Annotated in this window: 21 protein-coding genes and 1 pseudogene; 10 read left to right on the top strand and 12 right to left on the bottom strand. The window is 58.3% G+C overall.

Translation table 11 applies throughout. The features are described from left to right. The first annotated feature begins 33 nt into the window (after nucleotides 1-33). Nucleotides 34-738: a hypothetical protein gene (locus IC37_RS16105; RefSeq protein WP_030128698.1), complete on the top strand. Its 705-nt coding sequence runs from the start codon at nucleotides 34-36 to the stop codon at nucleotides 736-738. 203 nt (nucleotides 739-941) lie between these two features. On the opposite strand, the gene cyoE is transcribed toward IC37_RS16105, so the two are convergent. From cyoE to IC37_RS16040, 12 genes and pseudogenes are all read right to left on the bottom strand, one after another. Beyond that, nucleotides 942-1,829, bottom strand: a complete 888-nt coding sequence (cyoE, locus tag IC37_RS16100; RefSeq protein ID WP_030128697.1) for a heme o synthase — start codon at nucleotides 1,827-1,829, stop codon at nucleotides 942-944. A gap of 11 nt (nucleotides 1,830-1,840) precedes the next feature. After that, nucleotides 1,841-2,182, bottom strand: a complete 342-nt coding sequence (cyoD, locus tag IC37_RS16095; protein WP_030128696.1) for a cytochrome o ubiquinol oxidase subunit IV — start codon at nucleotides 2,180-2,182, stop codon at nucleotides 1,841-1,843. After that, entirely contained in the window at nucleotides 2,183-2,803 is a 621-nt protein-coding gene (locus tag IC37_RS16090; protein WP_030128695.1) for a cytochrome o ubiquinol oxidase subunit III, read from the bottom strand. It abuts the gene before it with no gap. A 3-nt stretch (nucleotides 2,804-2,806) separates the two neighbouring features. Beyond that, complete coding sequence (cyoB, locus tag IC37_RS16085) at nucleotides 2,807-4,837, bottom strand: cytochrome o ubiquinol oxidase subunit I (protein WP_030128694.1); 2,031 nt, start codon at nucleotides 4,835-4,837, stop codon at nucleotides 2,807-2,809. 3 nt (nucleotides 4,838-4,840) lie between these two features. Next, nucleotides 4,841-5,785, bottom strand: coding sequence for a ubiquinol oxidase subunit II (gene cyoA, locus IC37_RS16080; RefSeq protein WP_030128693.1), 945 nt, complete (start codon nucleotides 5,783-5,785; stop codon nucleotides 4,841-4,843). Nucleotides 5,786-6,614: 829 nt separating this feature from the next. Next, entirely contained in the window at nucleotides 6,615-7,124 is a 510-nt protein-coding gene (locus IC37_RS16070) for a disulfide bond formation protein B (RefSeq protein WP_030128691.1), read from the bottom strand. A gap of 25 nt (nucleotides 7,125-7,149) precedes the next feature. Beyond that, nucleotides 7,150-7,300 (bottom strand): annotated as a pseudogene (locus tag IC37_RS30980) (ester cyclase); the annotation flags it as partial. 301 nt (nucleotides 7,301-7,601) lie between these two features. Then, nucleotides 7,602-8,054, bottom strand: a complete 453-nt coding sequence (moaE, locus tag IC37_RS16060; protein WP_030128690.1) for a molybdopterin synthase catalytic subunit MoaE — start codon at nucleotides 8,052-8,054, stop codon at nucleotides 7,602-7,604. 3 nt (nucleotides 8,055-8,057) lie between these two features. After that, nucleotides 8,058-8,300 carry a molybdopterin converting factor subunit 1 gene (gene moaD, locus IC37_RS16055; protein ID WP_008010586.1) on the bottom strand — a complete coding sequence of 81 codons (243 nt, stop codon included), beginning with the start codon at nucleotides 8,298-8,300 and terminating at the stop codon, nucleotides 8,058-8,060. Beyond that, nucleotides 8,297-8,770: a cyclic pyranopterin monophosphate synthase MoaC gene (moaC, locus tag IC37_RS16050; protein ID WP_030128689.1), complete on the bottom strand. Its 474-nt coding sequence runs from the start codon at nucleotides 8,768-8,770 to the stop codon at nucleotides 8,297-8,299. Before moaC ends, moaD begins: the two co-directional genes overlap by 4 nt. A gap of 238 nt (nucleotides 8,771-9,008) precedes the next feature. Beyond that, nucleotides 9,009-10,403, bottom strand: a complete 1,395-nt coding sequence (locus tag IC37_RS16045) for a PhoH family protein (RefSeq protein WP_030128688.1) — start codon at nucleotides 10,401-10,403, stop codon at nucleotides 9,009-9,011. A 337-nt stretch (nucleotides 10,404-10,740) separates the two neighbouring features. Further along, nucleotides 10,741-11,865: a polysaccharide deacetylase family protein gene (locus IC37_RS16040; RefSeq protein WP_030128687.1), complete on the bottom strand. Its 1,125-nt coding sequence runs from the start codon at nucleotides 11,863-11,865 to the stop codon at nucleotides 10,741-10,743. 261 nt (nucleotides 11,866-12,126) lie between these two features. On the opposite strand from IC37_RS16040, the gene yaaA reads away from it, so the two are divergent. From yaaA to IC37_RS15990, 9 genes are all read left to right on the top strand, one after another. Continuing rightward, the gene (yaaA, locus tag IC37_RS16035) at nucleotides 12,127-12,906 is read left to right on the top strand and encodes a peroxide stress protein YaaA (protein WP_030128686.1); all 780 of its coding nucleotides are present in this window, start codon (nucleotides 12,127-12,129) and stop codon (nucleotides 12,904-12,906) included. 818 nt (nucleotides 12,907-13,724) lie between these two features. After that, a complete protein-coding gene (locus IC37_RS16030) occupies nucleotides 13,725-15,041 on the top strand; it encodes a nucleotide sugar dehydrogenase (protein ID WP_030128685.1) in 1,317 nt (438 codons plus the stop codon). 122 nt (nucleotides 15,042-15,163) lie between these two features. After that, nucleotides 15,164-16,645, top strand: coding sequence for a mannuronan synthase (gene alg8, locus IC37_RS16025; protein ID WP_371916332.1), 1,482 nt, complete (start codon nucleotides 15,164-15,166; stop codon nucleotides 16,643-16,645). A gap of 35 nt (nucleotides 16,646-16,680) precedes the next feature. Beyond that, nucleotides 16,681-17,850 carry an alginate biosynthesis protein Alg44 gene (locus IC37_RS16015; RefSeq protein ID WP_030128683.1) on the top strand — a complete coding sequence of 390 codons (1,170 nt, stop codon included), beginning with the start codon at nucleotides 16,681-16,683 and terminating at the stop codon, nucleotides 17,848-17,850. Nucleotides 17,851-17,865: 15 nt separating this feature from the next. Beyond that, nucleotides 17,866-19,377 carry an alginate biosynthesis TPR repeat lipoprotein AlgK gene (algK, locus tag IC37_RS16010; RefSeq protein WP_305884280.1) on the top strand — a complete coding sequence of 504 codons (1,512 nt, stop codon included), beginning with the start codon at nucleotides 17,866-17,868 and terminating at the stop codon, nucleotides 19,375-19,377. Beyond that, nucleotides 19,374-20,861, top strand: a complete 1,488-nt coding sequence (locus tag IC37_RS16005) for an alginate export family protein (protein ID WP_030128681.1) — start codon at nucleotides 19,374-19,376, stop codon at nucleotides 20,859-20,861. Before algK ends, IC37_RS16005 begins: the two co-directional genes overlap by 4 nt. Nucleotides 20,862-20,887: 26 nt before the next feature. Continuing rightward, on the top strand, nucleotides 20,888-22,477 hold the full coding sequence (gene algG / locus IC37_RS16000; RefSeq protein WP_030128680.1) for a mannuronan 5-epimerase AlgG: 1,590 nt from the start codon (nucleotides 20,888-20,890) through the stop codon (nucleotides 22,475-22,477). Nucleotides 22,478-22,487: 10 nt separating this feature from the next. Beyond that, nucleotides 22,488-23,939 carry an alginate O-acetyltransferase gene (locus IC37_RS15995; RefSeq protein ID WP_030128679.1) on the top strand — a complete coding sequence of 484 codons (1,452 nt, stop codon included), beginning with the start codon at nucleotides 22,488-22,490 and terminating at the stop codon, nucleotides 23,937-23,939. Nucleotides 23,940-23,950: 11 nt separating this feature from the next. Then, on the top strand, nucleotides 23,951-25,081 hold the full coding sequence (locus IC37_RS15990) for a mannuronate-specific alginate lyase (RefSeq protein ID WP_030128678.1): 1,131 nt from the start codon (nucleotides 23,951-23,953) through the stop codon (nucleotides 25,079-25,081). Nucleotides 25,082-25,285: the final 204 nt, after the last annotated feature.

Raw genomic sequence — 25,285 nt, 5'->3', positions numbered from 1 at the left:
TCAATCCAAGTTAAAAGAAGTAGTGAAATTTCAATGTCCGATTCCAATACCGCTGAATCCGTAGTCACCTTGTCATCCAAAGCGGAATACGAAAACTCCATCAATCTTTCACAGCATGTGCCTCAAGCCAAGACCATCAGCGAGATGGTTCTGGACGCTTTTCAATCCACCCGGGAAAGCGACCAGATCCGCGAGTTGCGCACCGCGATTCGCCAGGCTCATGACAGCTTCGATGACGATAAAGCCTACGAATTGATGGGCGAACTCAAGCAACTGAAAGACGCCGAAGCGTCCGACATTGCCGCTCTGGAAGACCTGAGCAGCAAATTCCCGATCAGCCGCATTCTGTCCAGCTTCAAGGACGACCCGGCGTTTCAGGAAATCGTCTATGGCCTGGCATTGAAGGTACTGAACCAGACTCACCAGGCCATCAGCAACCCGAGCAGCAGCAAGAGCAAGGCGGCTCGCGCCAAGAAAGAAGTCGAAGTGTTCACCATCAGCAAGGACGGCACCAGCGTCACCCTGCCCCTGCGCACCCCGCGCTCGCGTCTGAATGTTGACCGTGAAGCGCTGGAATTCCTGGGTTTCACCTTCGTCGGTGAAGGCGATGAAGCGGAGCTGGAAAGTGAAACGTTCCTGGACAATGCCGGGGCTGAGCAAGCGGTCAACCGCAAGAACATCATCATCGCGCTTCAGCAACAAACCGCGTTCGACGGCTACAGCATCGCGGCGCAGTAACGCTAAACGCTGAACATAAAAATCCCCGCCATCAGAGCGGGGATTTTTATTGCCTGTTCGCCTATTAACTTTTTTCTGATACATCGCAGCTCAGCCATCGCGAGCCTGCTCGCGATAGGCACGACACGGTCCGTCAAAAAGAACCCAATAAAAAGCCCCGCCATTCTCTCGAAGGCGGGGCTTTTCTTTACAGCATCCGAAGTTTAAGGCGCGTACGTCAGCAACAACTCACTCGGCACTTTAAAATCCAGCGACATCATCACGCTCAACGCAGTAATGGTGAAGATCGAGAACACGAACAGCTTGCGTGCCCAGACCGTGTCATCCACTGCCTTGTAGCCGGTCCAGGCCATGTACAGCCAGTACATGCCCATGGCCGCGGCGACGGCGAGGTAACTCATGCCGGCGTAGCCGCTGAAGGTCAGCATCAAGGTCGCTACGAGGAACGCCAGGATGTAGAGCAGGATGTGCTTCTTGGCCACTTGAATCCCGCGCTTCACCGGCAACACCGGAATCGATGCGGCCAGGTAATCATTGAAGCGGAAGATTGCGATGGCGTAGGAATGCGGCATCTGCCACAGGCTGAACATCACCAGCAGGGTCAGCGCGGCCATGTCGAAGGTGTTGCTTACTGCGACGTAGCCAATCACCGGCGGCATGGCGCCCGACAGACTGCCCACCAGCGTGCCGTGAACCGACTTGCGCTTGAGGTACAGGCTGTAGAAGCCAACGTAGATCACGAAGCCGATCACCGCGAACAGCGCGGCCAGCGGGTTGGCCACCTTGTACAACAGCGCAACGCCGGCGACACCCAGGACGGTCGCATAGATCAGGGCCAGTTTCAGGGAGATCAAGCCCTGGACCAGCACGCGGTTCTTGGTGCGTTCCATCTTGATGTCGATGTCGCGGTCGATGCAGTTGTTGAACACGCAACCGGATGCAACCACCAGGGACGTGCCGATCATGGCGGCCAGGAAGATGGCCAGATCGACATGCCCTTTGGAGGCCAGGAAAAATCCGCCTGCCACAGAAAGCACGTTACCGAAAATGATCCCCGGTTTGGTGATTTGGATAAAGTGCTTGAGGGACATGCGGACTTACCTCACTTCGCCATCATGAAGGTGTGGATGCTGAACATGATCCACAGCGACAGGCCAACCAGCAGGACGATCACGATCGCGGCGAAGACAAACGCAATCACGTTGTTACGCTGCGCGGCCGAACGGTCCAGGTGCAGGAAGTACACCAGGTGCACCAGCACCTGGACGATCGCGAACGCCAGGACGATCAACAGGGTGATCGACTTCGGCAGCGTCGGGTACATCACCAGACCGAATGGAATGACGGTCAGGATCACCGACAGGATGAAGCCGATGGCGTACGACTTGTAGCTGCCGTGACCGGCGTCGTCGTGGCCATGGTGGGAATGAGCTGGGTTAGCCATTTACATAGTCCCCATCAGATAAACAACGGTGAATACGCAGATCCAGACGACGTCCAGGAAGTGCCAGAACAGGCTCAGGCAGCTCAGACGGGTCTTGTTGGTCGAGGTCAGGCCATGCTTGTTGACCTGATACATCATGATCGCCATCCAGATCAGACCGCTGGTCACGTGCAGACCGTGGGTACCGACCAGGGTGAAGAACCCGGACAGGAAGCCGGAACGGCTAGGGCCGTAGCCTTCGGAGATCAAGATGTGGAACTCGTTGATCTCCATGCCGATGAAGCCCAGGCCGAACAGGAAGGTCATGGCCAACCAGCCCAGGACCTGCTTCTTGTTGCCCCGGTAGAACGCCAGCATGGCGAAGCCGTAGGTGATCGAACTGAACAACAGCAGAGCGGTTTCGCCCAGCACGTATGGCAGTTCGAAGATGTCGTGGCCCGATGGGCCACCCGCTACGTTGTTAACCAGTACCGCGTACACCGCGAAGATCGACGCAAACAGAATGCAGTCGGTCATCAGGTAGAGCCAGAAACCGTATACGGTCATCTCGCCCGAGTCGTGGTGGTCATCGTGCCCATGGTCACCATGGGCGTGTCCAACATTGGTCACTAAATTCGACATGGTTTAAGCCTGTTCCAACGAGGTTTCAACACGGGTGGCGGTGGCCGGGATTTTCCCTGCCGCTACCAGGCGCTTGTGCTGCTCGGCTTCGATGCGCTCGATCACGTCGACCGGCACCATATAGCCTTGATCATCACGGGCCGCGTGGATCACGAAGTAGATCACGGTGCCGGCCAGGCTAGCGATGGCCAGCCACCAGATGTGCCAGATCATCGCGAAACCGAACACGGTCAACAGCGCGCCCATGACCACACCGGTGGCGGTGTTGTTAGGCATGTGGATCGGCTGGTACTTGGCCGGAGCCTTGTACGCAGTGCCGTTTTCCTTGGCTTCGGTGAACGGGTCGATGCAGTCGGCTTTCGGCAGCACGGCGAAGTTGTAGAACGGTGGTGGCGACGAGGTCGACCATTCCAGGGTGTGGGCATTCCACGGGTCGCCGTGTTCGCACATGTTTTCCGGCTTGTTGCGGTCACGCACGCTGACGTACAGCTGGATCAGCTGGCAAGCGATACCCACGGCGATCATCACCGCACCGAACATGGCGACGTACAGGTACGGCACCCACTCAGGGTTGGTGGTGGCGTTCAGGCGACGGGTCATGCCCATGAAGCCCAGAGCGTAGAGCGGCATGAACGCGACGAAGAAGCCCGAGATCCAGAACCAGAACGCTGCCTTGCCCCAGCCTTCGTGCAGCTTGAAGCCGAACGCTTTAGGGAAGTAGAACGCGAAACCTGCGATGTAACCGAATACCGCACCGCCGATGATCACGTTATGGAAGTGCGCGATCACGAACAGGCTGTTGTGCAGAACGAAGTCAGCACCCGGGATGGCCAGCAGTACGCCGGTCATGCCGCCGATGGCGAAGGTCACCATGAAGCCCAGGGTCCACAGAACCTGGCTGGTGAAACGCAGACGGCCCTGGTAGATGGTGAACAGCCAGTTGAACAGCTTCACACCCGTCGGGATGGAAATCAGCATCGTCGCCAGACCGAAGAAGGCGTTGACGCTGGCACCCGAACCCATGGTGAAGAAGTGGTGCAGCCAGACCATGAAGCCCAGGATCGAGATCGCGCCCGATGCGTAGACCATCGAGTGGTGGCCGAACAGTTTCTTGCCGGTGAAGGTCGAGATGACTTCAGAGAAGATACCGAACGCTGGCAGGATCAGGATGTACACCTCAGGGTGACCCCATGCCCAGAACAGGTTCACGTACATCATCGGATTGCCACCAAGTTCATTGGTGAAAATGTGGAAATCCATGTAACGGTCAAGCGTCAGCAGTGCCAGGGTAGCGGTCAGGATCGGGAACGAAGCCACGATCAGGACGTTGGCCCAGGTGCAGGTCCAGGTGAAGATCGGCATGTCCATCAGCTTCATGCCAGGGGTACGCATTTTCAGCACGGTGGCCAGGAAGTTGACCCCCGTCAGCGTCGTACCCAGGCCGGATAGCTGTAGCGCCCAGATGTAGTAATCCATCCCCACGCCAGGGCTGTATTGCAGGCCCGACAGCGGCGGATAGGCAACCCAGCCGGTCTTGGCGAATTCGCCGACGCCCAGGGACAGGTTGATCAGCACCACGCCGGATACCAGCAGCCAGAAGCTCAGGGAGTTCAGGAACGGGTAGGCAACGTCACGCGCGCCGATCTGCAGCGGCACTGCAAGGTTCATCAGGCCGGTGAAGAATGGCATCGCCATGAAGATGATCATGATCACACCGTGAGCGGTGAAGATCTGGTCATAGTGTTCGGGCGGCAGGTAGCCAGGCGAACCCTCGGTGGCCATGGCCAGCTGGGTACGCATCATGATGGCGTCGGCAAAGCCGCGCAGCAGCATGACCATGGCGACGATGATGTACATCACGCCGATTTTCTTGTGGTCGACCGAGGTGAGCCACTCGGTCCACAGGTAGGTCCACTTCTTGAAGTAGGTGATTGCAGCGAACAGGCCCAGACCGCCGAGTGCGATCATGGCGATGGTCACCATCACGATCGGCTCGTGGAACGGGACCGCTTCCCAACTTAATTTACCAAACATCGTTTACTCCTCTGCCCCGGCAGCTGAATGCGAGTTCATGTCCATTCCTTGCGTAGCGGCCACTTCTTTCTCTTCTTTCTCGTGCTTCACTTTCGGACCCGGTTTCATGCCTTCGTACTTGTCGACGATGGTCTGGAACAGGTTCGGCGTCACCGAGGAGTAGAGCTCGACTGGGTTGTTCTGGCTCTGCTTGGCAAGGGCTGCGTATTCAGCTTGTTCTAGCTGTTTAGGTGCCTTTTTGACTTCGCTTACCCAAGCATCGAAATCTTCCTGGGAAGTGGCGATCGCTTTGAATTTCATACCGGTGAAACCGGCGCCGCTGTAGTTGGCGGAGATACCGTCCATTTCAGCGTTCTCGTTGGCGATCAGGTGCAGTTTGGTCTGCATGCCCGCCATCGCGTAGATCTGACCGCCCAGCGCAGGGATGAAGAACGAGTTCATCACGGCGTCCGAAGTGATCTTGAAGTTGATCGGGGTGTGCGCCGGGAACACGATCTTGTTGACCGTGGCAATGCCTTGTTCCGGGTAGATGAACAGCCACTTCCAGTCCAGCGCGACCACTTCAATGGTGATCGGCTTGACGTCGGATTCCAGCGGCTTGTAAGGGTCAAGCGCGTGGGTCGACTTGTAGGTGATGTAACCCAAGGCAATGATGATCAGTACCGGAATCGTCCACACGGCGATTTCGATCTTGGTGGAGTGCGACCACTTCGGCGTGTAGACGGCGTCCTTGTTGGAAGCGCGGTACTTCCAGGCGAACAGGAAGGTCATGACGATGACCGGCACGACGACCAACAGCATCAGCAGCGTTGCGGTGATGATCAGGTTTCGCTCATCCAGGCCGACCTGGCCCTTGGGATCGAGCAAGGTCATGTTGCAGCCTCCCAGCAACAACGTGCCGAGCAGCGGCAATAAGCCTAGTAGTCTGGGGTACCTGTTTTTACTCATCTCACGACCTCTAAAGCAGCTTGCGCAATGCAGTTGGGTTTTGATCGCCAACACTTCACCCTGCCAAGGGTTGGCATTTTTCTTGGATTGAATAAGGGCCTGCCCGTCGCGCGTCAGACGCTGTTCGACAAATCCTGGGCCTGCGTTAAGTTCTTATTCGAATTCGTGGTCAAGGGCCTTGTTACAGACCAATTCCATTTGGTGCGGATAGTCGGGAAGCACCGACACTTTGGGCATCACATGAAGCCATCTGGCCTCTAGACACCCTAATGCTGCTCCTGCACCTGAGTCAGGGTGAGCAGTGCCGGAAATTCAGTGCGGGCGATTGTAGATATGTAGCGATTCATAAACCATGTCTCATCCCGAAATAATTTTTATCCGATCCAACAACAATCATTAACGGTTTTTGCAAAAGTGCGCCATGGTATCGAAATTAATTCTCAACAAAAACACCAAAAAATGTAGGTCTACCACGCGAAGTTCAGACAGATTCAAGGGCTCTGCACTCGCCTTGTACCCTGCTCTACCCCCTATGTGACAAGGGCTTTGGCCATTCGCCAGCCCCTGTTAAAACTGCCTGTTTCGGCCGATGGGCGCTAAAGCCTTCAGTTGCTTGAAGAGCCCGTTTTTGTTGCATGACGATGCACCGATTCAACGTATTGAAATGCCTTGCGACACTCACGCTGTGACAACGTGTCGCACGCATGTCGCACCCGTCCTTGTCGCGCATCAAGGTCTTTTTACCCGTCCTCTGAACATGCAAAACGCCCCGGCCTCTCAACGAGGACCGGGGCGTTTTTTGTTTCACCTGACGGTGTGGCGGACAGCCTCAACGCAGCGTTTTGCGGTTACGCGAAGTGAGCAACGGCACCAACACCACGATCAGCACGAACGCCACCAGCGCCCACTGTGCCAAGGACAAACCGAGGATCGGCGGGTACGGAGTGGAACAGAAACCATCAACCTGGAAGCCCAGCGGGAAGATCTTCGCCAGCGGCAGACCGTCGACTATTGGTTGCAGCACATCGATGCCGCAACTGACCGCCGGGTAAAACTGGGTATAGACGTGATGCCCGGCCACCCCGGCGCCCGCAATGGCGCAGATCACCACCAGCGCTTCGAACAGCGTGATGCTGCGGCGGGTGCGCGTCGCTGCGCCGATAAAGGCGAACAGCGCAATCAGCAACAGCGCGTAGCGTTGCAGGATGCACAGCGGGCACGGTGCCTCGCCCAGAGCCACTTGCATGTACAGCGCACCACCGATCAGCGCCAGGCAGATAATGCCCAGAAGCACCAGATAGCGCCGTTCACGCCCCAACCGCATCGTTTCCTCGCTCATCGCGTTTCCCTTTTGTGTCCGTGGATCAGCTCGTCGGCGGCTGCGCTTGCAGCTGCGGCATCAGGCTGATGTTGTCTTCGATATGCCAACTGGCGGTAATGCGACCTTGTCGATCTGATATCGGTTGCCCGGAAGTCTACACGCTGGTCCTGACCTTTGAGAGCCTTGAGCAGCCCCTGAACCCGGCCTGCGGGCGGCAATGCTGTTCACGAGAGTCGTGAGCCCGTGAGAAACCTGTGGCGAGGGAGCTTGCTCCCGCTTGAATGCGTAGCACTCAGATTTTTGGGGCCGCTACGCAGCCCAACGTCGGAACGCCGCCCGGAGCAAGCTCGCTCGCCACAAAGGTAGGCATAACTGAAGAATCGCGCTTACGTGAACAGTATTGGCCAACATCGGGAATAAACGATAAACCGGTTAAGCACGGATTAACTTTCAAGTGTTTTTCAAGAATCGAGCCCGTGAAAACGGATCGATTGCTTACTGCTTCCAGCGATCTGCCGCCGCATGATCGCTGTCACGCCCTTCCACCCAACGCGGCCCATCACGGGTGTTTTCTTTCTTCCAGAACGGCGCGCGGGTTTTCAGGTAATCCATGACAAAGGCACAGGCATCGAACGCTGCTTGACGATGAGCGCTGGCGGCGCCGACGAAGACGATCGGCTCGCCCGGCTCCAGGGCGCCGATGCGGTGCAACACTTCCAGCTTCAACAGCGGCCAGCGCTGCTCGGCCTCCGCGGCAATCTTGCCCAGGGCTTTTTCGGTCATGCCCGGGTAGTGCTCCAGAAACATCCCGGCGACGTCGAGGCCGTCATTGAAGTCGCGCACGTAGCCGACAAAACTCACCACCGCACCAACGCCCACATTGGCTGCGTGCATGGCGTTGACTTCAGCACCCGGGTCGAACGGCGTGGATTGCACGCGAATCGCCATGGTTCAGCCCCCGGTCACGGTCGGAAAAAACGCTACTTCATCGCCATCACTTACCGGTTCGTCGAGCTGGCAGAGGTCTTCGTTGCGGGCGCACATCAGATTTTGCTCGCTCAGTACCTCGGCGCCGTCACGTTGAGCGAGCAGCGCGCGCACATCGTCGACCGTGGCGAAATCACCTTCGACCTTCACAGAGTCCACGCCGAGCGCTTCACGGTAACGGGCAAAAAACTTCACAGTAACGTTCATGGCTGATCCGCCCGGAAATGGCCGCTCTTGCCGCCGAGTTTCTCCAGCAGCCGCACGCTCTCGATGGTCATGCCACGATCCACTGCCTTGCACATGTCATAGATAGTCAGCGCCGCGACGCTGGCGGCGGTGAGCGCTTCCATTTCGACGCCAGTCTGCCCGGACAACTTGCAGCACGCCACGATGCGCACGGTGTCGTCGCCTTCGGCACTGAGTTCGACCTTGACGCCGGTGAGCATCAACGGGTGGCACAGAGGAATCAGATCGCTGGTTTTCTTCGCCGCCTGGATGCCGGCGATGCGCGCCACGGCGAACACGTCACCCTTGGGATGGCCACCAGTGACGATCATCTGCAGGGTTTCGGGCAGCATGCGCACCAGCGCTTGGGCGGTCGCTTCGCGGAAGGTCACGGCTTTTTCAGTGACGTCGACCATATGGGCGCGACCTTGGGAATCGAGATGAGTCAGCACAGGGATACTCCTGATCAGGAGCATCGATTGTAAACCTGTGGGTCAAATTTCCGCACGTTTGATTATCCGATCACCACAATCCCCTTGTGGGAGCGGGCTTGCTCGCGAATGCGGTGTATCAGTCACTAGTTATTTCAACTGACACACCGCATTCGCGAGCAAGCCCGCTCCCACATTTGATTTGTGTCGGGCATTAAAAAACCGAGCGACCTGTGGACCGCCCGGTTTTGATGAGGGTTTACAGATGCGATTCGGCGTATTCGGCCAGAATCGAGCGTGGCACCCCTTGCAGGGTGATATGCACACCGTTGGGGAAGTCCTTGAAGCGCTCGGTCAGATAAGTCAGCCCGGAGCTGGTCGCGGACAGGTAAGGGGTATCGATCTGCGCCAGGTTGCCCAGGCACACCACTTTGGAACCGGCGCCGGCACGGGTGATGATGGTTTTCATCTGGTGCGGGGTGAGGTTCTGGCATTCATCGATCAGGATCAGACTCTGCTGGAAGCTGCGGCCTCGAATGTAGTTGAGGGATTTGAACTGCAACGGCACTTTGCTGAGGATGTAGTCGACGCTGCCATGGGTGTTTTCGTCATCCATGTGCAGAGCTTCAAGGTTGTCGGTGATGGCGCCGAGCCAAGGCTCCATTTTTTCCGCTTCGGTGCCGGGCAGGAAGCCGATTTCCTGGTCCAGCCCCTGCACGCTGCGGGTGGCGATGATGCGCCGGTAGCGTTTGCTGACCATGGTCTGCTCGATGGCCGCCGCCAGGGCCAGAATGGTTTTACCCGACCCGGCTGCGCCGGACAGGTTGACCAGGTGAATGTCCGGATCGAGCAAGGCATAGAGCGCCAGGCTTTGATAGATGTCACGCGGTTTCAGGCCCCAGGCTTCCTGGTGCAACAGCGGTTCCTGATGCAGATCGAGGATCAGCAACTTGTCGACCTGGATTTCCTTGATCCAGCCGACAAAGCCCTGTTCGTCGATGATGAATTCGTTGATGTGTACGGCGGGCAGGTTGTCGATCAACTGCACCTGGTGCCAGGTTCGACCATGATCCTGCCGGGTTTCGACTTTGCTCACCCGATCCCAGAACGAACCGGTCATGGTGTGATAACCATTGGGCAGCAACGAAACGTCGTCGACCAGTTGGTCGGTACTGTAGTCCTCGGCCGCAATCCCGCAAGCCCGGGCCTTGAGGCGCATGTTGATATCTTTGGTGACCAGCACCACGGGCAGCTTTGCATCGCGCGCGCGCAGGTCGATCAACTGGTTGATGATGATGTTGTCGTTCAGATGCTCGGGCAGAATGATGTTCGGCTCAGTGCGCTTGCTCATCAGAATTGACAGCAAACCCTTGGGCCCACTCTTGCCGCGCTGGATCGGTACGCCGAGTTCGACGTCTTCGGGGCTGGCATCACCCAGGGTCTTGTCGATCAGGCGAATCGCCTGGCGGCATTCCGCGGCAACGCTGTGATGCCCGCTCTTGAGCTTGTCCAGCTCTTCAAGCACGGTCATCGGGATGGCGACGTGGTGTTCTTCGAAATTAAGCAGGGCGTTTGGATCGTGAATCAATACGTTGGTATCGAGTACATAAAGGATTGGCTGGTTGGAAGAAGGGCTACGTCCGTGATCATCCATACTCGGTCACCTTTGTGGGAGCCAGTCGACGCAGTACCATGACAGTGCTGCGCCTCGAAGTGGCCGCCGAATTCACCTGCGAGGATTCAAGTGAACTGCACACAAACTGGGGTCTTGGGAGACGCCACCTGTGTTGCAGGTTTCGGCGGTCTGTCTTCGTAATACTCCAAAACATGTGACAGAAAAAAGCACTTTGACGTTTTTTTGAAGTTTATTTTTCAGAGTGACGAATAGCCCTTGGCGTGCAGGCAATGTGCCGTTAAAGTCGGAAGTCCGCCTGCACCGATTTCTCTCCAGAAATCGCCCTTCACCCAATGTTTACGGCCTTTTGCAGTTTTCAGCGAAACGCGTCCTGACAGTCTGCCCAACCGATCCCGCTTGGCGCCGTTTGCGTAATGAGCCAAGGCATCGCCGTTTTCAGCGCATCCTGCTTCACATTGAAATTGATCACCCCATGCCGCCACAGCAGCATCAGCGTCAACACCCGTTGTGCGCTCTGGCTGCCTTTGAGCTTGCCGGCGCCGTCCTGGGCATCGATGTCCCACAACGCCACCTGCAAGCCCTGAGACGTGAAGAAGCCTTCAGCATCGGATCGACGCTGACCATCGGGCGGACGAAACAGCGGCACGTAATTCTCCGGCAGCTTGCCTTTGACCAGCTCGACGCTGCGTCGCACCGAGTCCTGCCAGTCTTGCCAATGGCTGTGGGAGCGGAACTCCCAGCCTTGCACGCCAACGCATTGCAGCGAATAAGTCCCTTGCAGGCTGGCCACCGAACGCTCGGCCAGACGGGCCTGAATGTCCTTGCCGAGGACGAAGAACGTAGCGCTCATGTTCGATTTGCGCAGGTACTCGGTGACCCACGCGGTGTTATCTGGCGTGGCATTGGCGGCGCTGTCGAAGGTCAGCAGGAACAGCCGGTCATTCATGGCATCGCCATTGCGCTCATAGTCGCCAAAACGATCGACTTCGCTGCTGGTCTGCGGAAACAGCGCGGCCTTGCGCAACTGCTCGTCCAGATACTGGGCGTGGAACAACCGGCTCGGCTCGGCCCACTTGATGTAATAGCTGTCGTCGCTCACCTGAAACTTCGCCGCTTGCTCACGCAAGGTGGCCATGTCCTCGACCAGGAAACAGAAGGAGGCATCCTGGTCGCAACTCTGCTGGGCGAAGTTGTAATTGGTCAGCAAACGCTGCCACATGCGCTGGCGCAGCTGGTTGACCGACTCCAGATTGAGGGTGCGCAGGCCCAGCCGCTGAGCCAGGCCCGCTTCATCCAGCGATTCACTGGCCAGCAGAACGCGGGCAAACATGAGGATTTCGGCCCGCGAGGCGACGTCGAACAGCGTCGGGCTGCTGAGCTGCTCAGGCCAGGTGCTGCGATCAAGCGTTGCCACATCGCCCGGCGCCGCCATGGCGCCAAAGCTCAAGAGCCAGGCCGAGAATAGAAAAACGATACGCAATGGGATGTCTCCATAACAAAACCCGCGCGGCACTATAGCCGATCGCCGGCCCCATGATCGTTCCCACGCTCTGCGTGGGAATGCAGCCCGGGACGCTCCGCGTCCCTGCCGAAGCGGACGCGGAGCGTCCATTGAGGCATTCCCACGCAGAGCGTGGGAATGATCAGGGTGTGCCCACCACCGATCACCTATGGACTTGATAGCTGGAGTCAACACAGACAACCCCCTAGAATCGCCGCCACGATTAAAGGAGACGACTTCATGCTGATGGTGATTTCCCCCGCCAAGACCCTCGATTACGAAACACCGCCGGCGACCCAGCGCTTCACTCAGCCGCAATACCTTGACCATTCCCAGGAGCTGATCCTGCAGCTGCGCGACCTGACGCCGGCGCAGATCAGCGAGCTAATGCACGTCTCCGACAAGATCGGCGGCCTCAATGCCGCGCGTTTTGGCAGTTGGACCCCGGCCTTCACCCCTGCCAACGCCAAGCAGGCGTTGCTGGCGTTCAAGGGCGATGTGTACACCGGCCTGAATGCACAAACCTTCAGCGAAGCCGACTTCGATTACGCCCAACAACACTTGCGCATGCTCTCCGGCCTGTACGGCCTGCTGCGCCCCTTGGACCTGATGCAGCCCTATCGGCTGGAGATGGGTACCAAACTGGCCAATGCCCGTGGCAAGGACTTGTACGCTTTCTGGGGTACGCGGATCAGCGAATGGCTGAACGAAGCCTTGGCCGATCAAGGCGATGACGTGCTGCTGAACCTGGCCTCCAACGAGTACTTCTCGGCGGTCAAACGCAGCGCCCTGAACGCGCGCATCATCAATGCCGAATTCAAGGATCTGAAGAACGGCCAGTACAAAATCATCAGCTTCTACGCGAAAAAGGCCCGCGGGATGATGAGTCGCTTCGTCATCGAAGAACGCATCAATGACCCGATCGCCCTCAAGCAGTTCGACGTTCAGGGTTATCGCTACAGCGCCGAACTGTCTAAACCGGACAATCTGGTGTTCCTGCGCGATCACGCACCGGAATAATAAAGACCCGCACTAAGTCAGCGCACGACACCCATTACTTCGTCGTGCGCGCCCCTTTGATCGTCGAACAATCCCGCCTTTTCGCCGCCTTATTGACGCCAGAAAACCAGCACTTCATTTTCTAACTTTTGTTTCACTCGACAGGTAGCAATTTTTTCAGTAGTGGCACTGAAAATTTTTATTCGTAGTGGCAAAAAAATATCCAGAGCAATAATCACCCTATATATAAAGGGCCAAACGGCAAGTGCTATCAATATGAGAGCAGTGCCATCTTTTTCAGTATTTCAAGAAATTTCAGAATTCGCGATGGGCGGACAGGAACTATGTCCAAATGCGCCGCTCATACCACCGGTAACCATTCTCTCGGCGATTGTGCGAGATAACTTACACAGACAAGAGATCCATGTAGCGAAGTTGTCACACTTACTTTGTCTTACTGATCTCTTATTTGGGCAACACATGAAGGACAGGAGATAACGCACCATTACTATCCCCTACAAGGCCACGGCTGCGCCCCTATAAACGTGCTCACCTGAGCACCAAACCGCTTGATTTTCGGGCTTTCAGGCCTGGCATTGAGCGCGCAAGACCTTTGCACGGAAGTCTTCAGAAAAGAGGATCGGCTGCATAACAGGGCACGTCATAACAATAAGACCTGGCTGCGTACATCTTGAGTGCACTTATTTAGACACTCGGAACTTAGTATGCCTGCACACGGCATTGTGGCGCCTTAAAGTCGCACTTGCGAGTGCACTATGACCGCTGAACACCATTAACTCCGGCCATGTAATGGCTTGATAAACACAGAGGTAATTGCGATGCGCATCAGCATATTTGGTTTGGGTTACGTCGGCGCAGTCTGTGCCGGTTGCCTGTCTGCACGGGGCCATGACGTCGTTGGCGTCGATGTTGCCAAAGACAAAATCGATATGATCAACGCAGGCCGTTCTCCGATCGTTGAACCGGGTTTGGGCGAACTTCTGAAGAAGGGCATCGAGACGGGCAAATTGCGCGGCACGACCAACTTCGCCGAAGCGATTCGTGACACCGACCTGTCGATGATCTGCGTCGGTACGCCGAGCAAGAAGAACGGCGATCTGGAACTGAACTACATCGAAGCCGTGTGCCGCGAGATCGGTTTTGTCCTGCGCGACAAGACCACCCGCCACACCATCGTGGTTCGCAGCACCGTACTGCCGGGCACTGTCGCAAACGTTGTCATCCCGATCCTCGAAGACTGCTCCGGCAAAAAAGCCGGTGTCGATTTCGGCGTTGCAGTGAACCCTGAGTTCCTGCGTGAAAGCACCGCGATCGCCGATTACGATCTGCCGCCAATGACCGTTATCGGCGAGTTCGACAAGGCTTCGGGTGACGTTCTGCAGTCGCTGTACGAAGAGCTCGACGCGCCGATCATCCGCAAGGACATCGCCGTTGCCGAGATGATCAAGTACACCTGCAACGTGTGGCACGCCACCAAGGTGACCTTCGCCAACGAGATCGGCAACATCGCCAAGGCCGTCGGTGTCGACGGTCGCGAAGTGATGGAAGTGGTCTGCCAGGACAAGACACTGAACCTGTCCCAGTACTACATGCGCCCAGGCTTTGCGTTCGGCGGCTCTTGCCTGCCTAAAGACGTCCGCGCCCTGACCTACCGCGCCGGTTCCCTGGACGTGGAAGCACCGCTGCTCAACTCGCTGATGCGCAGTAACGAGTCCCAGGTGCAGAACGCGTTCGACATCGTCTCCAGCCACGACAAGCGCAAAGTCGCCCTGCTGGGTCTGAGCTTCAAGGCCGGCACCGACGACCTTCGCGAAAGCCCACTGGTTGATCTGGCGGAAATGCTGATCGGCAAGGGTTACGACCTGAGCATCTACGACAGCAACGTCGAATACGCCCGTGTCCACGGTGCGAACAAGGATTACATCGAGTCGAAGATCCCTCACGTCTCGTCCTTGCTCAACTCCGACTTCGACGACGTGATCGCAAACTCCGACGTGATCATCCTCGGCAACCGTGACGAGAAATTCCGCGCCCTGGCGCAGGAAGCTCCACACGGCAAGCAAGTGATCGACCTGGTCGGTTTCATGTCCCAAGCCACTAGCGTAAGTGGCCGGACTGAAGGCATCTGCTGGTAACAAGCGGCATCGGGAGGGTTTGCGGCGCTCATATCGCCAGCAAACCCTCCCGGCTTTTTCGCCTGCCTTAACCCCATCGGGCCACCCCACAGGCTCGCCCGAGATCGAGACGGATGCAGATTATGCACAGGCTAAAGCACGGCCTACTTCAGGCCGCCGGTTGGCTGTTTTACCTAAGTTTACTGATGGGCATCGCCATGGCGCTGCCTACGTCCACGTTCGACTCCGAGTCGAAGGACTTCATCTTCCTGATCGGTATCGTCGGTATCTGGCGTTACTCGATGGGTGCCACGCACTTTCTGCGCGGCATGCTGTTTCTGTACGTGGTCTACCCGCACCTGCGGCGCAAAGTGCGCAAGCTGGGCAAAGCGGCAGACCCGTCCCATGTATTTCTGATGGTCACGAGCTTTCGTATCGACGCGCTGACCACCGCTCAGGTCTACAGTTCGGTAATCCGCGAGGCCATCGACTGCGAACTGCCGACCACCGTGGTCTGCTCCATCGTGGAAATGTCCGATGAGCTGCTGGTCAAGAGCCTCTGGAAACGCATGAACCCACCGCCACGGGTCAAGCTCGACTTCGTGCGCATTCCCGGCACCGGCAAACGCGATGGCCTTGCCTACGGTTTCCGCGCCATCTCACGCCACCTGCCGGACGACCGCGCCGTGGTTGCCGTGATCGATGGCGATACCGTATTGGCCGAAGGCGTCGTGCTCAAGACCGTGCCGTGGTTCCAGCTGTTCGGCAATGTCGGCGGCCTGACCACCAACGAGTTCTGCGAAGTACGCGGCGGCTACATCATGAGCGAATGGCACAAACTGCGATTCGCCCAGCGCCACATCAACATGTGCTCCATGGCCCTGTCCAAGCGCGTGTTGACCATGACCGGCCGGATGTCGGTATTCCGCGCCACCGTGGTCACCAACCCGGACTTCATCGCCGATGTGGAAAGCGACTCGCTGCAACACTGGCGCCTGGGCCGCTTCAAGTTCCTGACCGGTGACGACAAGTCGAGCTGGTTCAGCCTGATGCGTCTGGGCTACGACACGTTCTACGTGCCGGACGCCGCTATCCACACCGTGGAGCACCCGCCCGAGAAGAGCTTCATCAAGGCCAGCCGCAAACTGATGTTCCGCTGGTACGGCAACAACCTGCGGCAGAACTCTCGCGCCCTGGGCTTGGGGATGAAACGCCTCGGCCTGTTCACTTCGGTGGTGCTGTTCGATCAGCGTGTATCGATGTGGACGTCCTTGCTGGGCCTGACCGTGGCAATCCTCGCCACCTTCAAGTACGGCAGCGCGTTCATCCTGGTTTACCTGCTGTGGATCGGCATCACCCGCCTGATCCTGACCGTGCTGCTGTCCTGCTCCGGTCACCGGATCGGCCCGGCTTACCCGGCGATTCTCTATTACAACCAGATCGTCGGCGCGCTGGTGAAAATCTACGTGTTCTTCCGCCTCGATCAACAGTCCTGGACTCGCCAGCCCACTTCTCTGACCCGTGATCTCGCCAGCTTTCAACGTTGGTTCAACACTTGGTCGTCTCGGACCATGACCTTCTCCGCCGGCAGCATTTTTGTCGCCGTGCTGCTGCTGATGGTCTGACCGAACTCGCCTGAATTAACTAGGAAATCGCCCATATGAATACCGCCGTCAACTCCAACGTAGTGCACGAATCCGAAGCCCAGCGCCAACACGCCCGCGTGAAAATCCCGGCCAAGCTGCGTTTCTTCGGTCCTGACCGGACCCCGGTTGAAGCCCGACTCATCGACCTTTCCGCTGGCGGCCTGGCGTTCAACGCCGGTCAGCTGCCGCTGAAGGTCGGCGATGTGCACAAGGCCCGCCTGCAATTCGTGATCGATAACCTCGGCCTGGCCATGGACGTGGAATTGCAAATCCGCTCCGTGGATCGCCAGACCGGTCGCACCGGTTGCCAGTTCCAGAACCTGGAACCCCGTGACATTTCCACCCTGCGCCACCTGATCACCTCGCACTTGGCTGGCGACATCGTCAGTGTGGGTGAAATGCTCGCGACCCTGCAGCGCGACAACTTCACCAAGGCGCGCAAGGTCAAGGATGGCGGCCACGGCATGACCCCGCTCGGTCGTCTGAAAGCGGTGACCTTCAGCGCCGGTATCTTCGTGGTCGGCCTGGTGGCGTTCGGTTTCATCTTCAAATCGGTGTACGGCATGTACTTCGTCAGCCACGCCCAGGCCGGCCTGGTCAGCGTGCAGGGCATGAACATCACCATGCCGCGCGACGGCACCGTGCAGAGCCTGATCAAGGCTGACGGCGTCGCCGCCAAAGGCGCACCGCTGGCGACCTTCAGCACCAGCATGCTCGACGTACTCAAGGGCCATCTGGACGAAGGTCAACTGCAACCGTCCAAGGTTGAAGAACTGTTCGGCAAGCAAATGACCGGCACCCTGACTTCGCCGTGCGATTGCACCGTAGCTCAGCAACTGGTGGCTAACGGTCAGTACGCCAGCAAAGGCGATGTGATCTTCCAACTGGTGCCGCGCAACACCGAAGCCAACGTTGAAGCACGCTTCTCCTATCGCCAGTTCGGCGACGTGCGCCCAGGCACTTCGGTCAGCTTCCAGATCGCCGGTGAAGACCAGACCCGTACCGGCAAGATCGTCAGCAGCACCAGCCTGAAAAGCGCCGACCTGTCGTCCGACATCCGTGTGCAGATCAAACCTGACGAGCCACTGGACAGCGCCTTCGCCGGTCGCCCGGTGGAAGTGAACAGCACGCGTGGCCCGAACCTGAACTGGCTGATCAACAAAGCCATGGCCGCCGGTCTTTAAACAGAGGACATGCCCGTGACCATCACAAAAATCCTGAACACACCGCACACCTTGTGGGAGCGGGCTTGCTCGCGAAGGGATCAACACGGTCTGCCTGATGCACCGCAGCGCCTGCTTCGCGAGCAAGCCCGCTCCCACATAGGATCACTGTGTGCCATTGCATTGGCCGTGAGCCTGGCCGGTTGCGCCGGCCTGCCCGACCAGCGTCTGGCCAATGAAGCTCTCAAGCGTGGCGACACCACGCTGGCGGCGCAGAACTATCAGCAACTGGCAGACCTGGGTTACAGCGAAGCTCAGGTCGGCCTGGCCGACCTGCAGGTCGACAGCCGTGACCCGGCGCAAATCAAAAAGGCCGAGGCGACTTACCGCGCCGCGGCCAGCGTCTCGCCGCGGGCTCAGGCTCGCCTGGGTCGTCTGCTGGTGGCCAAACCCGGCGCCACCGAAGCCGAACATCACGAAGCCGAAGCGCTGTTGAAGAAAGCCTCGGCCAATGGCGAAGGCAATACCCTGATCCCGCTGGCGATGCTGTACCTGCAATACCCGCACAGTTTCCCGAACGTCAACGCGCAGCAGCAGATCAGCCAATGGCGCACCGAAGGCAAACCGGAAGCCGGTCTGGCGCAAGTGCTGCTCTATCGCACCCAGGGCACTTACGACCAGCATCTGGATGACGTGGAAAAGATCTGCAAAGCAGCGTTGAACACCACCGACATCTGCTACGTCGAACTGGCCACGGTGAATCAGAAACGTAGCCAGGAACGTGGCCAGACAGAGCAGGCCGAACTGATCAAGCAGATGCAAGCTGGTCACAGCCGTGGCGTCGTTTCTGCGCAACGTGTGGACAGCGTGGCTCGCGTGCTGGGCGATGCGAGCCTGGGCAAGACCGACGAGAAAACCGCTCAGTCGCTGCTCGAAGGCATCGCTCCCGGCTATCCGGCGTCCTGGGTCAGCCTGGCGCAATTGCTCTACGACTTCCCTGAACTGGGCGATGTCGACACCATGATGAAGTACCTGGATAACGGCCGCGCCGCCGACCAGCCGCGTGCCGAACTGCTGCTGGGCAAGCTCTACTTCGAAGGAAAAATGGTGCCGGCCGACGCCAAGGTCGCCGAAGAGCACTTCAAGAAAGCCGTCGGCCGGGAAGTCGCCGCCGACTACTACCTCGGCCAGATTTACCGTCGTGGTTACCTGGGCAAGGTCTATCCGCAGAAAGCCCTGGACCACCTGCTGACCGCTGCGCGCAACGGCCAGAACAGCGCCGACTTCGCCATTGCCCAATTGTTCTCCCAAGGCAAGGGCACCCGGCCCGACCCGGTCAGCGCTTATGTCTTCAGCCAATTGGCCAAGGCTCAAAACACCCCACAAGCCAATGAGCTTGCGCAAACAATCGAAGCGCAACTGCCACCTGACCGGCTGGCCGAGGCCCAACGCCTGCTGAAACAAGAGCAGGCCATTCGTAGCGCCGTGAGTCCGGACACGCTGGAACTGCACGCCCTGCAAGAAGAAGACGGCGAGGAATCCCTATGAAACTCAATCCATTCGTGAAGGCCGGTATTGGCCTGACATTCGCCCTGCTGTGGTCGTGCCCGACACTGGCAGCCCTGACCGAAGACAAGAACTTCGGCCTCGAAGTCAAAGTTACCGGTCAGTCCGAAGACGACCGTGACCTGGGCACCGCCAGCGGCGGCGACGTTTCCGGCGTCGGCCTCGACCTGCGTCCATGGGTATACGGCGAAAGCGGCGCGTGGAGCGCCTATGCCATGGGTCAGGCCGTGACGTCCACCGACATCATCGAAACGGACACCCTGCAACAGTCCGACAGCGACGGTACCCAGACCACCGACAATGGCGATCGCAAAACCAAGAAGAACTACCTGGCGATGCGCGAGTTCTGGATCGGCTACAGCGGCCTCACGCCCTACCCTGGCGAGATCCTCAAGCTCGGTCGCCAACGCCTGCGCAACGACGACGGCCAATGGCGCGACACCAACATCGAAGCCCTGAACTGGACTTTCGACACCACCCTGTTGCGCGCCAACGTCGGTATCGCCGAACGCTTCAGCGAATACCGCACCGACTTGAAAGAGCTGGCGCCCAAGGACAAGGATCGCCTGCACGTTTTCGGCGACGTCGCCGGCCAATGGTCGCCGGGTAACTGGGTCGGCATTCGCGGTCATCACACTCACGATGACGGCAAGCTCGACTACCCGGAGCCGGGCGTGGCCGGAGATTCGCTGGATAAAAAACAGAACGGTGACATCAGCTGGCTCGGCCTTACCGCCGATAGCGATGCCTACAACTGGCGCAACACCAACACCGTCAATTACTGGGGCAGCATCACCGGCATGAGTGGCGACACCGACACGGTCAACCCGCTGAACGCCGATGGCACGCGTCCGACCGAGGCCAAACGTGGTGAAGACCTCAATGGCTGGGCCACCGATATCGGCCTGCGTTTGCGCCTTGATCCGCAGTGGCAAGTCGGTGCGGCGTATGCCCGTGCCAGCGCCGAGTACGAACAGACCGGTCTGGAAAGCAATCGCTCGAACTACACCGGTACACGCTCGCGGGTTCACCGTTTCGGCGAAGCCTTCCGTGGCGAAATGAACAACATGCAGACCGCTACCCTGTTCGGCTCGTGGATGCTCAACGACGAATACGACGCCAGTCTGATCTACCACAAGTTCTGGCGCGTCGACGGCAACAAGCCGGTGGGCAGCAACGGTATCAACGCCGTCGAAAACAACACCGACGACGTGACCGGCGCAATCCTCTCCAGCACCTCCCTGCCGCTGGAAGATGGCAACAAGGACCTCGGTCAGGAAATGGACCTGGTGGTCACCAAGTACTTCAAGCAAGGCCTGTTGCCGGCGTCGTTGAGCCAGTCGATCGATGAGCCTTCGGCACTGGTACGGTTCCGTGGCGGTGTGTTCAAGCCTGGCGATGCGTATGGCAAAGAAGTCGACTCCTACATGCACCGCGCGTTTGTCGACGTGGTCTGGCGCTTCTGATGCAAACCGCGAAGGGAGTGCCCGACATGAACAGTGCCAAGAAAGGCTCGATCAGCCTGCTGGCCGGCGCGCTGCTGCTCGCCAGCGCAGCCGCCTTCGCCACCGTCGAACCGGCCCAGCCTGTGCAAGCGGGAAAATCGACGACCATGGCCAAGGGGCTGCAACAGGCCAAGACCTACACCGTCAGCAGCGCGCCAACCGAGCCGCTGGACCTGGCCACGCCGAAACTGCCGGACACCTCTGGCTACACCGCTGAAGCCATCGCCGCGAAAATCGTGCGCACCAAGCCCGGCAAAATCAGCGTGCGCCGGATGATGCAGGAAAACGCCCTGAAGGACTTCATCGGCGGCGACAACAAGATGGCCGAGTGGGTGGTGCGCCAGCATGGCATCCCGCAGGCGATCTTCGTCGACGACGGCTACATGAACCTCAAGGACCTGGCCAAGAAGCTGCCCAAGCAATACTTCAGCGAAACCTCGCCGGGCGTGTTCCTGGCGAAGTTGCCGATCGTGGTGGGTAACAAGGGCATTCTGGAAATCGACAAACAGACCCAGGAACTGCGCCTGTCCCAAGAGGCCGGTTCGTTCCTGGTCAACGACGGCCAGCTGTTCGTGCGTGATACCAAAATCACTGGCTGGAGCGAGAAGGCAAACGGCCCGGCGGCCTTCAAGTCGCCCAAGGAATTCCGTCCGTTCATGTTGTCCTGGGGTGGCACCGAGACTTACATCGCCAACAGCAAGATCGCCAGTTTCGGTTACGCCAACAGTAAGTCCTACGGCGTGAGTATTTCCCAATACACGCCGAACATGGCCAAGGTGCTCAAGCGCCCTGAACCGACCGGCTGGATTGTCGGCTCCGAGTTCGCGGACATGTGGTACGGCTTCTACTGCTACGAAACCCGCGACTTCGTGGTCAAGGGCAACACCTACAAAGACAACATCGTCTACGGCATCGACCCGCATGACCGGTCGCATGGCCTGATCATCGCCGACAACACGGTGTTCGGTACGAAGAAGAAGCACGGGATCATTATTTCCCGTGAGGTCAACGACAGCTTCATCTTCAACAACCGCAGCTACGACAACAAGTTGTCGGGCCTGGTGATCGACCGTAACAGCGTAAACAACCTGATCGCCTACAACGAGATCTACAAGAACCACACCGATGGCATCACCCTCTACGAGAGTGCTGACAACCTGTTGTGGGGCAACAAGGTGATCAGCAACAAGCGCCACGGCATCCGTATTCGTAACAGCGTGAACATTCGCCTGTACGAAAACATCTCGATGGCCAACGGCCTGACCGGTGTCTACGGGCACATCAAAGATTTGAGCGACACCGACCGGGACATCAAGCTCGACCCGTTCGACGCCCAGGTGTCGCTGATCGTGGTCGGCGGTGAACTGGCCGCCAATGGCAGCGGACCGCTGTCGATCGACTCGCCGCTTAGCGTGGAGTTGTATCGCGTGTCGATGCTCGCGCCGACCAAATCCAGCGGCATCAGCTTTTCGGGGATCCTCGGCGAGCGCCAGGATGAAATTCTCGATCTGCTGGTGCGCCAGCAGAAAGCCGTGCTGATCGACCCTGTCGAACGCCAGACCGAAATGCGGGACTGAGGATAATTTTATGCACCCACACTTGATCAAATTACTCAGCCTGTCGGCCCTGACCGCGGGCATTCTCGCGGCCAGCACTGGCGTACGTGCCGAAGACGCCAAAGCTCCCAGCTTCAAGGCCGAGGATTGCTGCAATCTGTGCCCCGAAGCCCACGACCCGAAGAACTACACCACCCGCTATCAGCAGAACTTCACCACGCTGGTGCAGGCCCAGGGCGATTGGCTGTTCCGTACGCAAGAAGACTTGCGCACCGAGTTCGACACCACGCCCGCCGGCTACAAACGCATGAAGCAACTGCACGATGCGTTCAAGAGCAAAGGCGTGGAACTGGTCATCGTTTACCAGCCAACCCGTGGCCTGGTGAACCGCAACAAGCTGAACCCGGCAGAGAAGGCGAGCTACGATTTCGACAAGGCGCTGAAAAACTACAAAACCATGCTCGGGCGTTTCGCACAGATGGGCTACGTGGTCCCGGACCTGTCGCCGCTGACCAACGAATCGCTGCCCGACACCCTGCCGGCTCACGATTTCTACTTCCGCGGCGACCAACACTGGACGCCGTATGGCGCCCAGCGCACAGCGAAAATCGTCGCCGAGAAGGTCAAGCAATTGCCGGCCTTCGCCGACGTTCCCAAGCGTGAATTCGAGACCCATAAGTCGGGTCGCATGGGCAAGACCGGAACGTTACACAACATGGCTGGTCAACTCTGTGGCACTAGCTACGCGATCCAGTACATGGATCAGTTCACCACCGAGCCCAAAGGCGAAGCGGGCGATGGCGATCTGTTCAGTGATTCCGGCAATCCGGAAATCACCCTGGTCGGCACCAGCCACAGTGGCAAGAACTACAACTTCGCCGGTTTCCTCGAAGAGGCCATCGGCGCCGACATCCTCAACGTGGCGTTCCCCGGTGGTGGCTTCGAAGGTTCGATGCTGCAGTACCTGGGCAGCGAAGAGTTCCAGACCAAACCGCCGAAAATCCTCATCTGGGAATTCTCGCCGCTTTATCGCCTCGATCAGGAAACCATCTACCGCCAAATGATGGCGCTGCTGGACAACGGTTGCGAAGGCAAAGACGCACAGATGAGCGCCAGCGCCACGCTGAAACCGGGCAAAAACGAATTGATGGTCAACAGCAAGAACCTGGACCTGCGCAACAGCAGCCACCAGATCGACATCCGCTTCGCCGACACCTCGGTGAAAACCTTGCAAGCCACCCTCTGGTACATGAATGGGCGCCACGAGGACATCAAGATCGAGAAACCGGAAACCTCCGATACCGACGGGCGTTTCGCCTTCGAGTTGCGCACGGACGAAGACTGGGCCTCGCAGAATCTGCTGGCCGTCGAAGTCCAGGGACCTGAAAAACCAGGTACCACGCCTCAGAAAGTCGAAGCGAAAATCTGCAAACGCAACGTGTTCTCCGGCGCCGAGCAGCGTACCGCTCAAGCCGGGCAATGAGGCTACCTCTTATGAACTGCATGCAAACCCGAACGCTGAAAAAGTTACTCGCGCCCTCCCTGCTGACGCTGGCGATGTTCGCCGGCGCCACCCAGGCCGCCGCGCCACTTCGCCCGCCCCAGGGTTACTTCGCGCCAATTGAAAAAGTCAAAACCGGCGACAAGAGTGAAGGCTGCGACGCGATGCCGACGCCCTACACCGGCGCCCTGCAATTTCGCAGCAAATACGAAGGCTCCGACAAGGCCCGTTCGACCCTGAACGAGGCATCGGAAAAAGCTTTCCGCGACACCACCGCCGACATCACCAAGATCGAGCGCAGCACCAGCAAGCAGGTGATGAAGTTCATGCGTGACGGTAACCCTGCACAACTGGAATGCACCCTCAACTGGCTGGCTACTTGGGCTCGGGCGGATGCACTGATGTCCAAGGACTTCAACCACACCGGCAAGTCCATGCGCAAATGGGCGTTGGGCAGCATGGCTTCGTCCTATGTCCGCCTGAAGTTCTCTGACTCGCATCCGCTGGCTAACCACCAGCAAGAGGCGCAAGTGATTGAAGCCTGGTTCAGCAAAATGGCCGATCAGGTGGTCAGCGACTGGGACAACCTGCCGCTCGAGCAAACCAACAACCACTCGTACTGGGCAGCCTGGTCGGTAATGGCCACGTCGGTCGCCACCAACCGCCGAGATCTGTTCGATTGGGCAGTCAAGGAATACAAGGTCGGCGTCAATCAGGTCGACGCCCAAGGCTTCCTGCCCAACGAACTCAAGCGCCAGCAACGCGCCCTCGCCTATCACAACTATGCCCTGCCGCCACTGGCGATGATCGCCAGTTTCGCCCAGGTAAACGGTGTCGATTTGCGCCAGGAAAACAACGGCGCCTTGAAACGCCTGGGTGATCGCGTGCTTGCAGGCGTGGAAGACCCGGATGAATTCGAGGAGAAGAACGGTAAAGAGCAGGACATGACCGACCTCAAGGTCGATTCGAAATTCGCCTGGCTCGAACCGTTCTGCTCGCTCTACACCTGCACGCCGGATGTGCTGGCGCAGAAACACAAAATGCAGCCGTTCAAGACCTTCCGCCTCGGCGGGGATCTGACCAAGGTCTACGACCCGGCCAGCGAGAAAGGCAAAGGTTCTTAAGACAAACGTAATCCCCCTGTGGGAGCGGGCTTGCTCGCGAATGCGGTCTGACATTCACCAATTATGTCGACTGATACACCGCTTTCGCGAGCAAGCCCGCTCCCACAGGGTAAGTGTAAGGCATGAGTTTTTGAGTGATGTGTCCCCCGGTTTTTCAAGGGGGGTTTGGGGGGGCCGTTGGCCCTTGACTGTTGGTTAAACATG

Origin of the sequence: Pseudomonas sp. QTF5 (genome assembly GCF_000512695.2) — a bacterium.
Lineage (GTDB): Bacteria > Pseudomonadota > Gammaproteobacteria > Pseudomonadales > Pseudomonadaceae > Aquipseudomonas.
This window is presented reverse-complemented; position numbering and strand designations above follow the sequence as displayed.

Coding starts and splice junctions, on each gene's coding strand:
- IC37_RS16105 (WP_030128698.1), top strand. CDS start 34: ATGTCCGATTCCAATACCGCTGAATCCGTAGTCACCTTGTCATCCAAA.
- cyoE (WP_030128697.1), bottom strand. CDS start 1,829: ATGTCCCTCAAGCACTTTATCCAAATCACCAAACCGGGGATCATTTTC.
- cyoD (WP_030128696.1), bottom strand. CDS start 2,182: ATGGCTAACCCAGCTCATTCCCACCATGGCCACGACGACGCCGGTCAC.
- IC37_RS16090 (WP_030128695.1), bottom strand. CDS start 2,803: ATGTCGAATTTAGTGACCAATGTTGGACACGCCCATGGTGACCATGGG.
- cyoB (WP_030128694.1), bottom strand. CDS start 4,837: ATGTTTGGTAAATTAAGTTGGGAAGCGGTCCCGTTCCACGAGCCGATC.
- cyoA (WP_030128693.1), bottom strand. CDS start 5,785: ATGAGTAAAAACAGGTACCCCAGACTACTAGGCTTATTGCCGCTGCTC.
- IC37_RS16070 (WP_030128691.1), bottom strand. CDS start 7,124: ATGAGCGAGGAAACGATGCGGTTGGGGCGTGAACGGCGCTATCTGGTG.
- moaE (WP_030128690.1), bottom strand. CDS start 8,054: ATGGCGATTCGCGTGCAATCCACGCCGTTCGACCCGGGTGCTGAAGTC.
- moaD (WP_008010586.1), bottom strand. CDS start 8,300: ATGAACGTTACTGTGAAGTTTTTTGCCCGTTACCGTGAAGCGCTCGGC.
- IC37_RS16045 (WP_030128688.1), bottom strand. CDS start 10,403: ATGGATGATCACGGACGTAGCCCTTCTTCCAACCAGCCAATCCTTTAT.
- yaaA (WP_030128686.1), top strand. CDS start 12,127: ATGCTGATGGTGATTTCCCCCGCCAAGACCCTCGATTACGAAACACCG.
- IC37_RS16030 (WP_030128685.1), top strand. CDS start 13,725: ATGCGCATCAGCATATTTGGTTTGGGTTACGTCGGCGCAGTCTGTGCC.
- alg8 (WP_371916332.1), top strand. CDS start 15,164: ATGCACAGGCTAAAGCACGGCCTACTTCAGGCCGCCGGTTGGCTGTTT.
- IC37_RS16015 (WP_030128683.1), top strand. CDS start 16,681: ATGAATACCGCCGTCAACTCCAACGTAGTGCACGAATCCGAAGCCCAG.
- IC37_RS16005 (WP_030128681.1), top strand. CDS start 19,374: ATGAAACTCAATCCATTCGTGAAGGCCGGTATTGGCCTGACATTCGCC.
- algG (WP_030128680.1), top strand. CDS start 20,888: ATGAACAGTGCCAAGAAAGGCTCGATCAGCCTGCTGGCCGGCGCGCTG.
- IC37_RS15995 (WP_030128679.1), top strand. CDS start 22,488: ATGCACCCACACTTGATCAAATTACTCAGCCTGTCGGCCCTGACCGCG.
- IC37_RS15990 (WP_030128678.1), top strand. CDS start 23,951: ATGAACTGCATGCAAACCCGAACGCTGAAAAAGTTACTCGCGCCCTCC.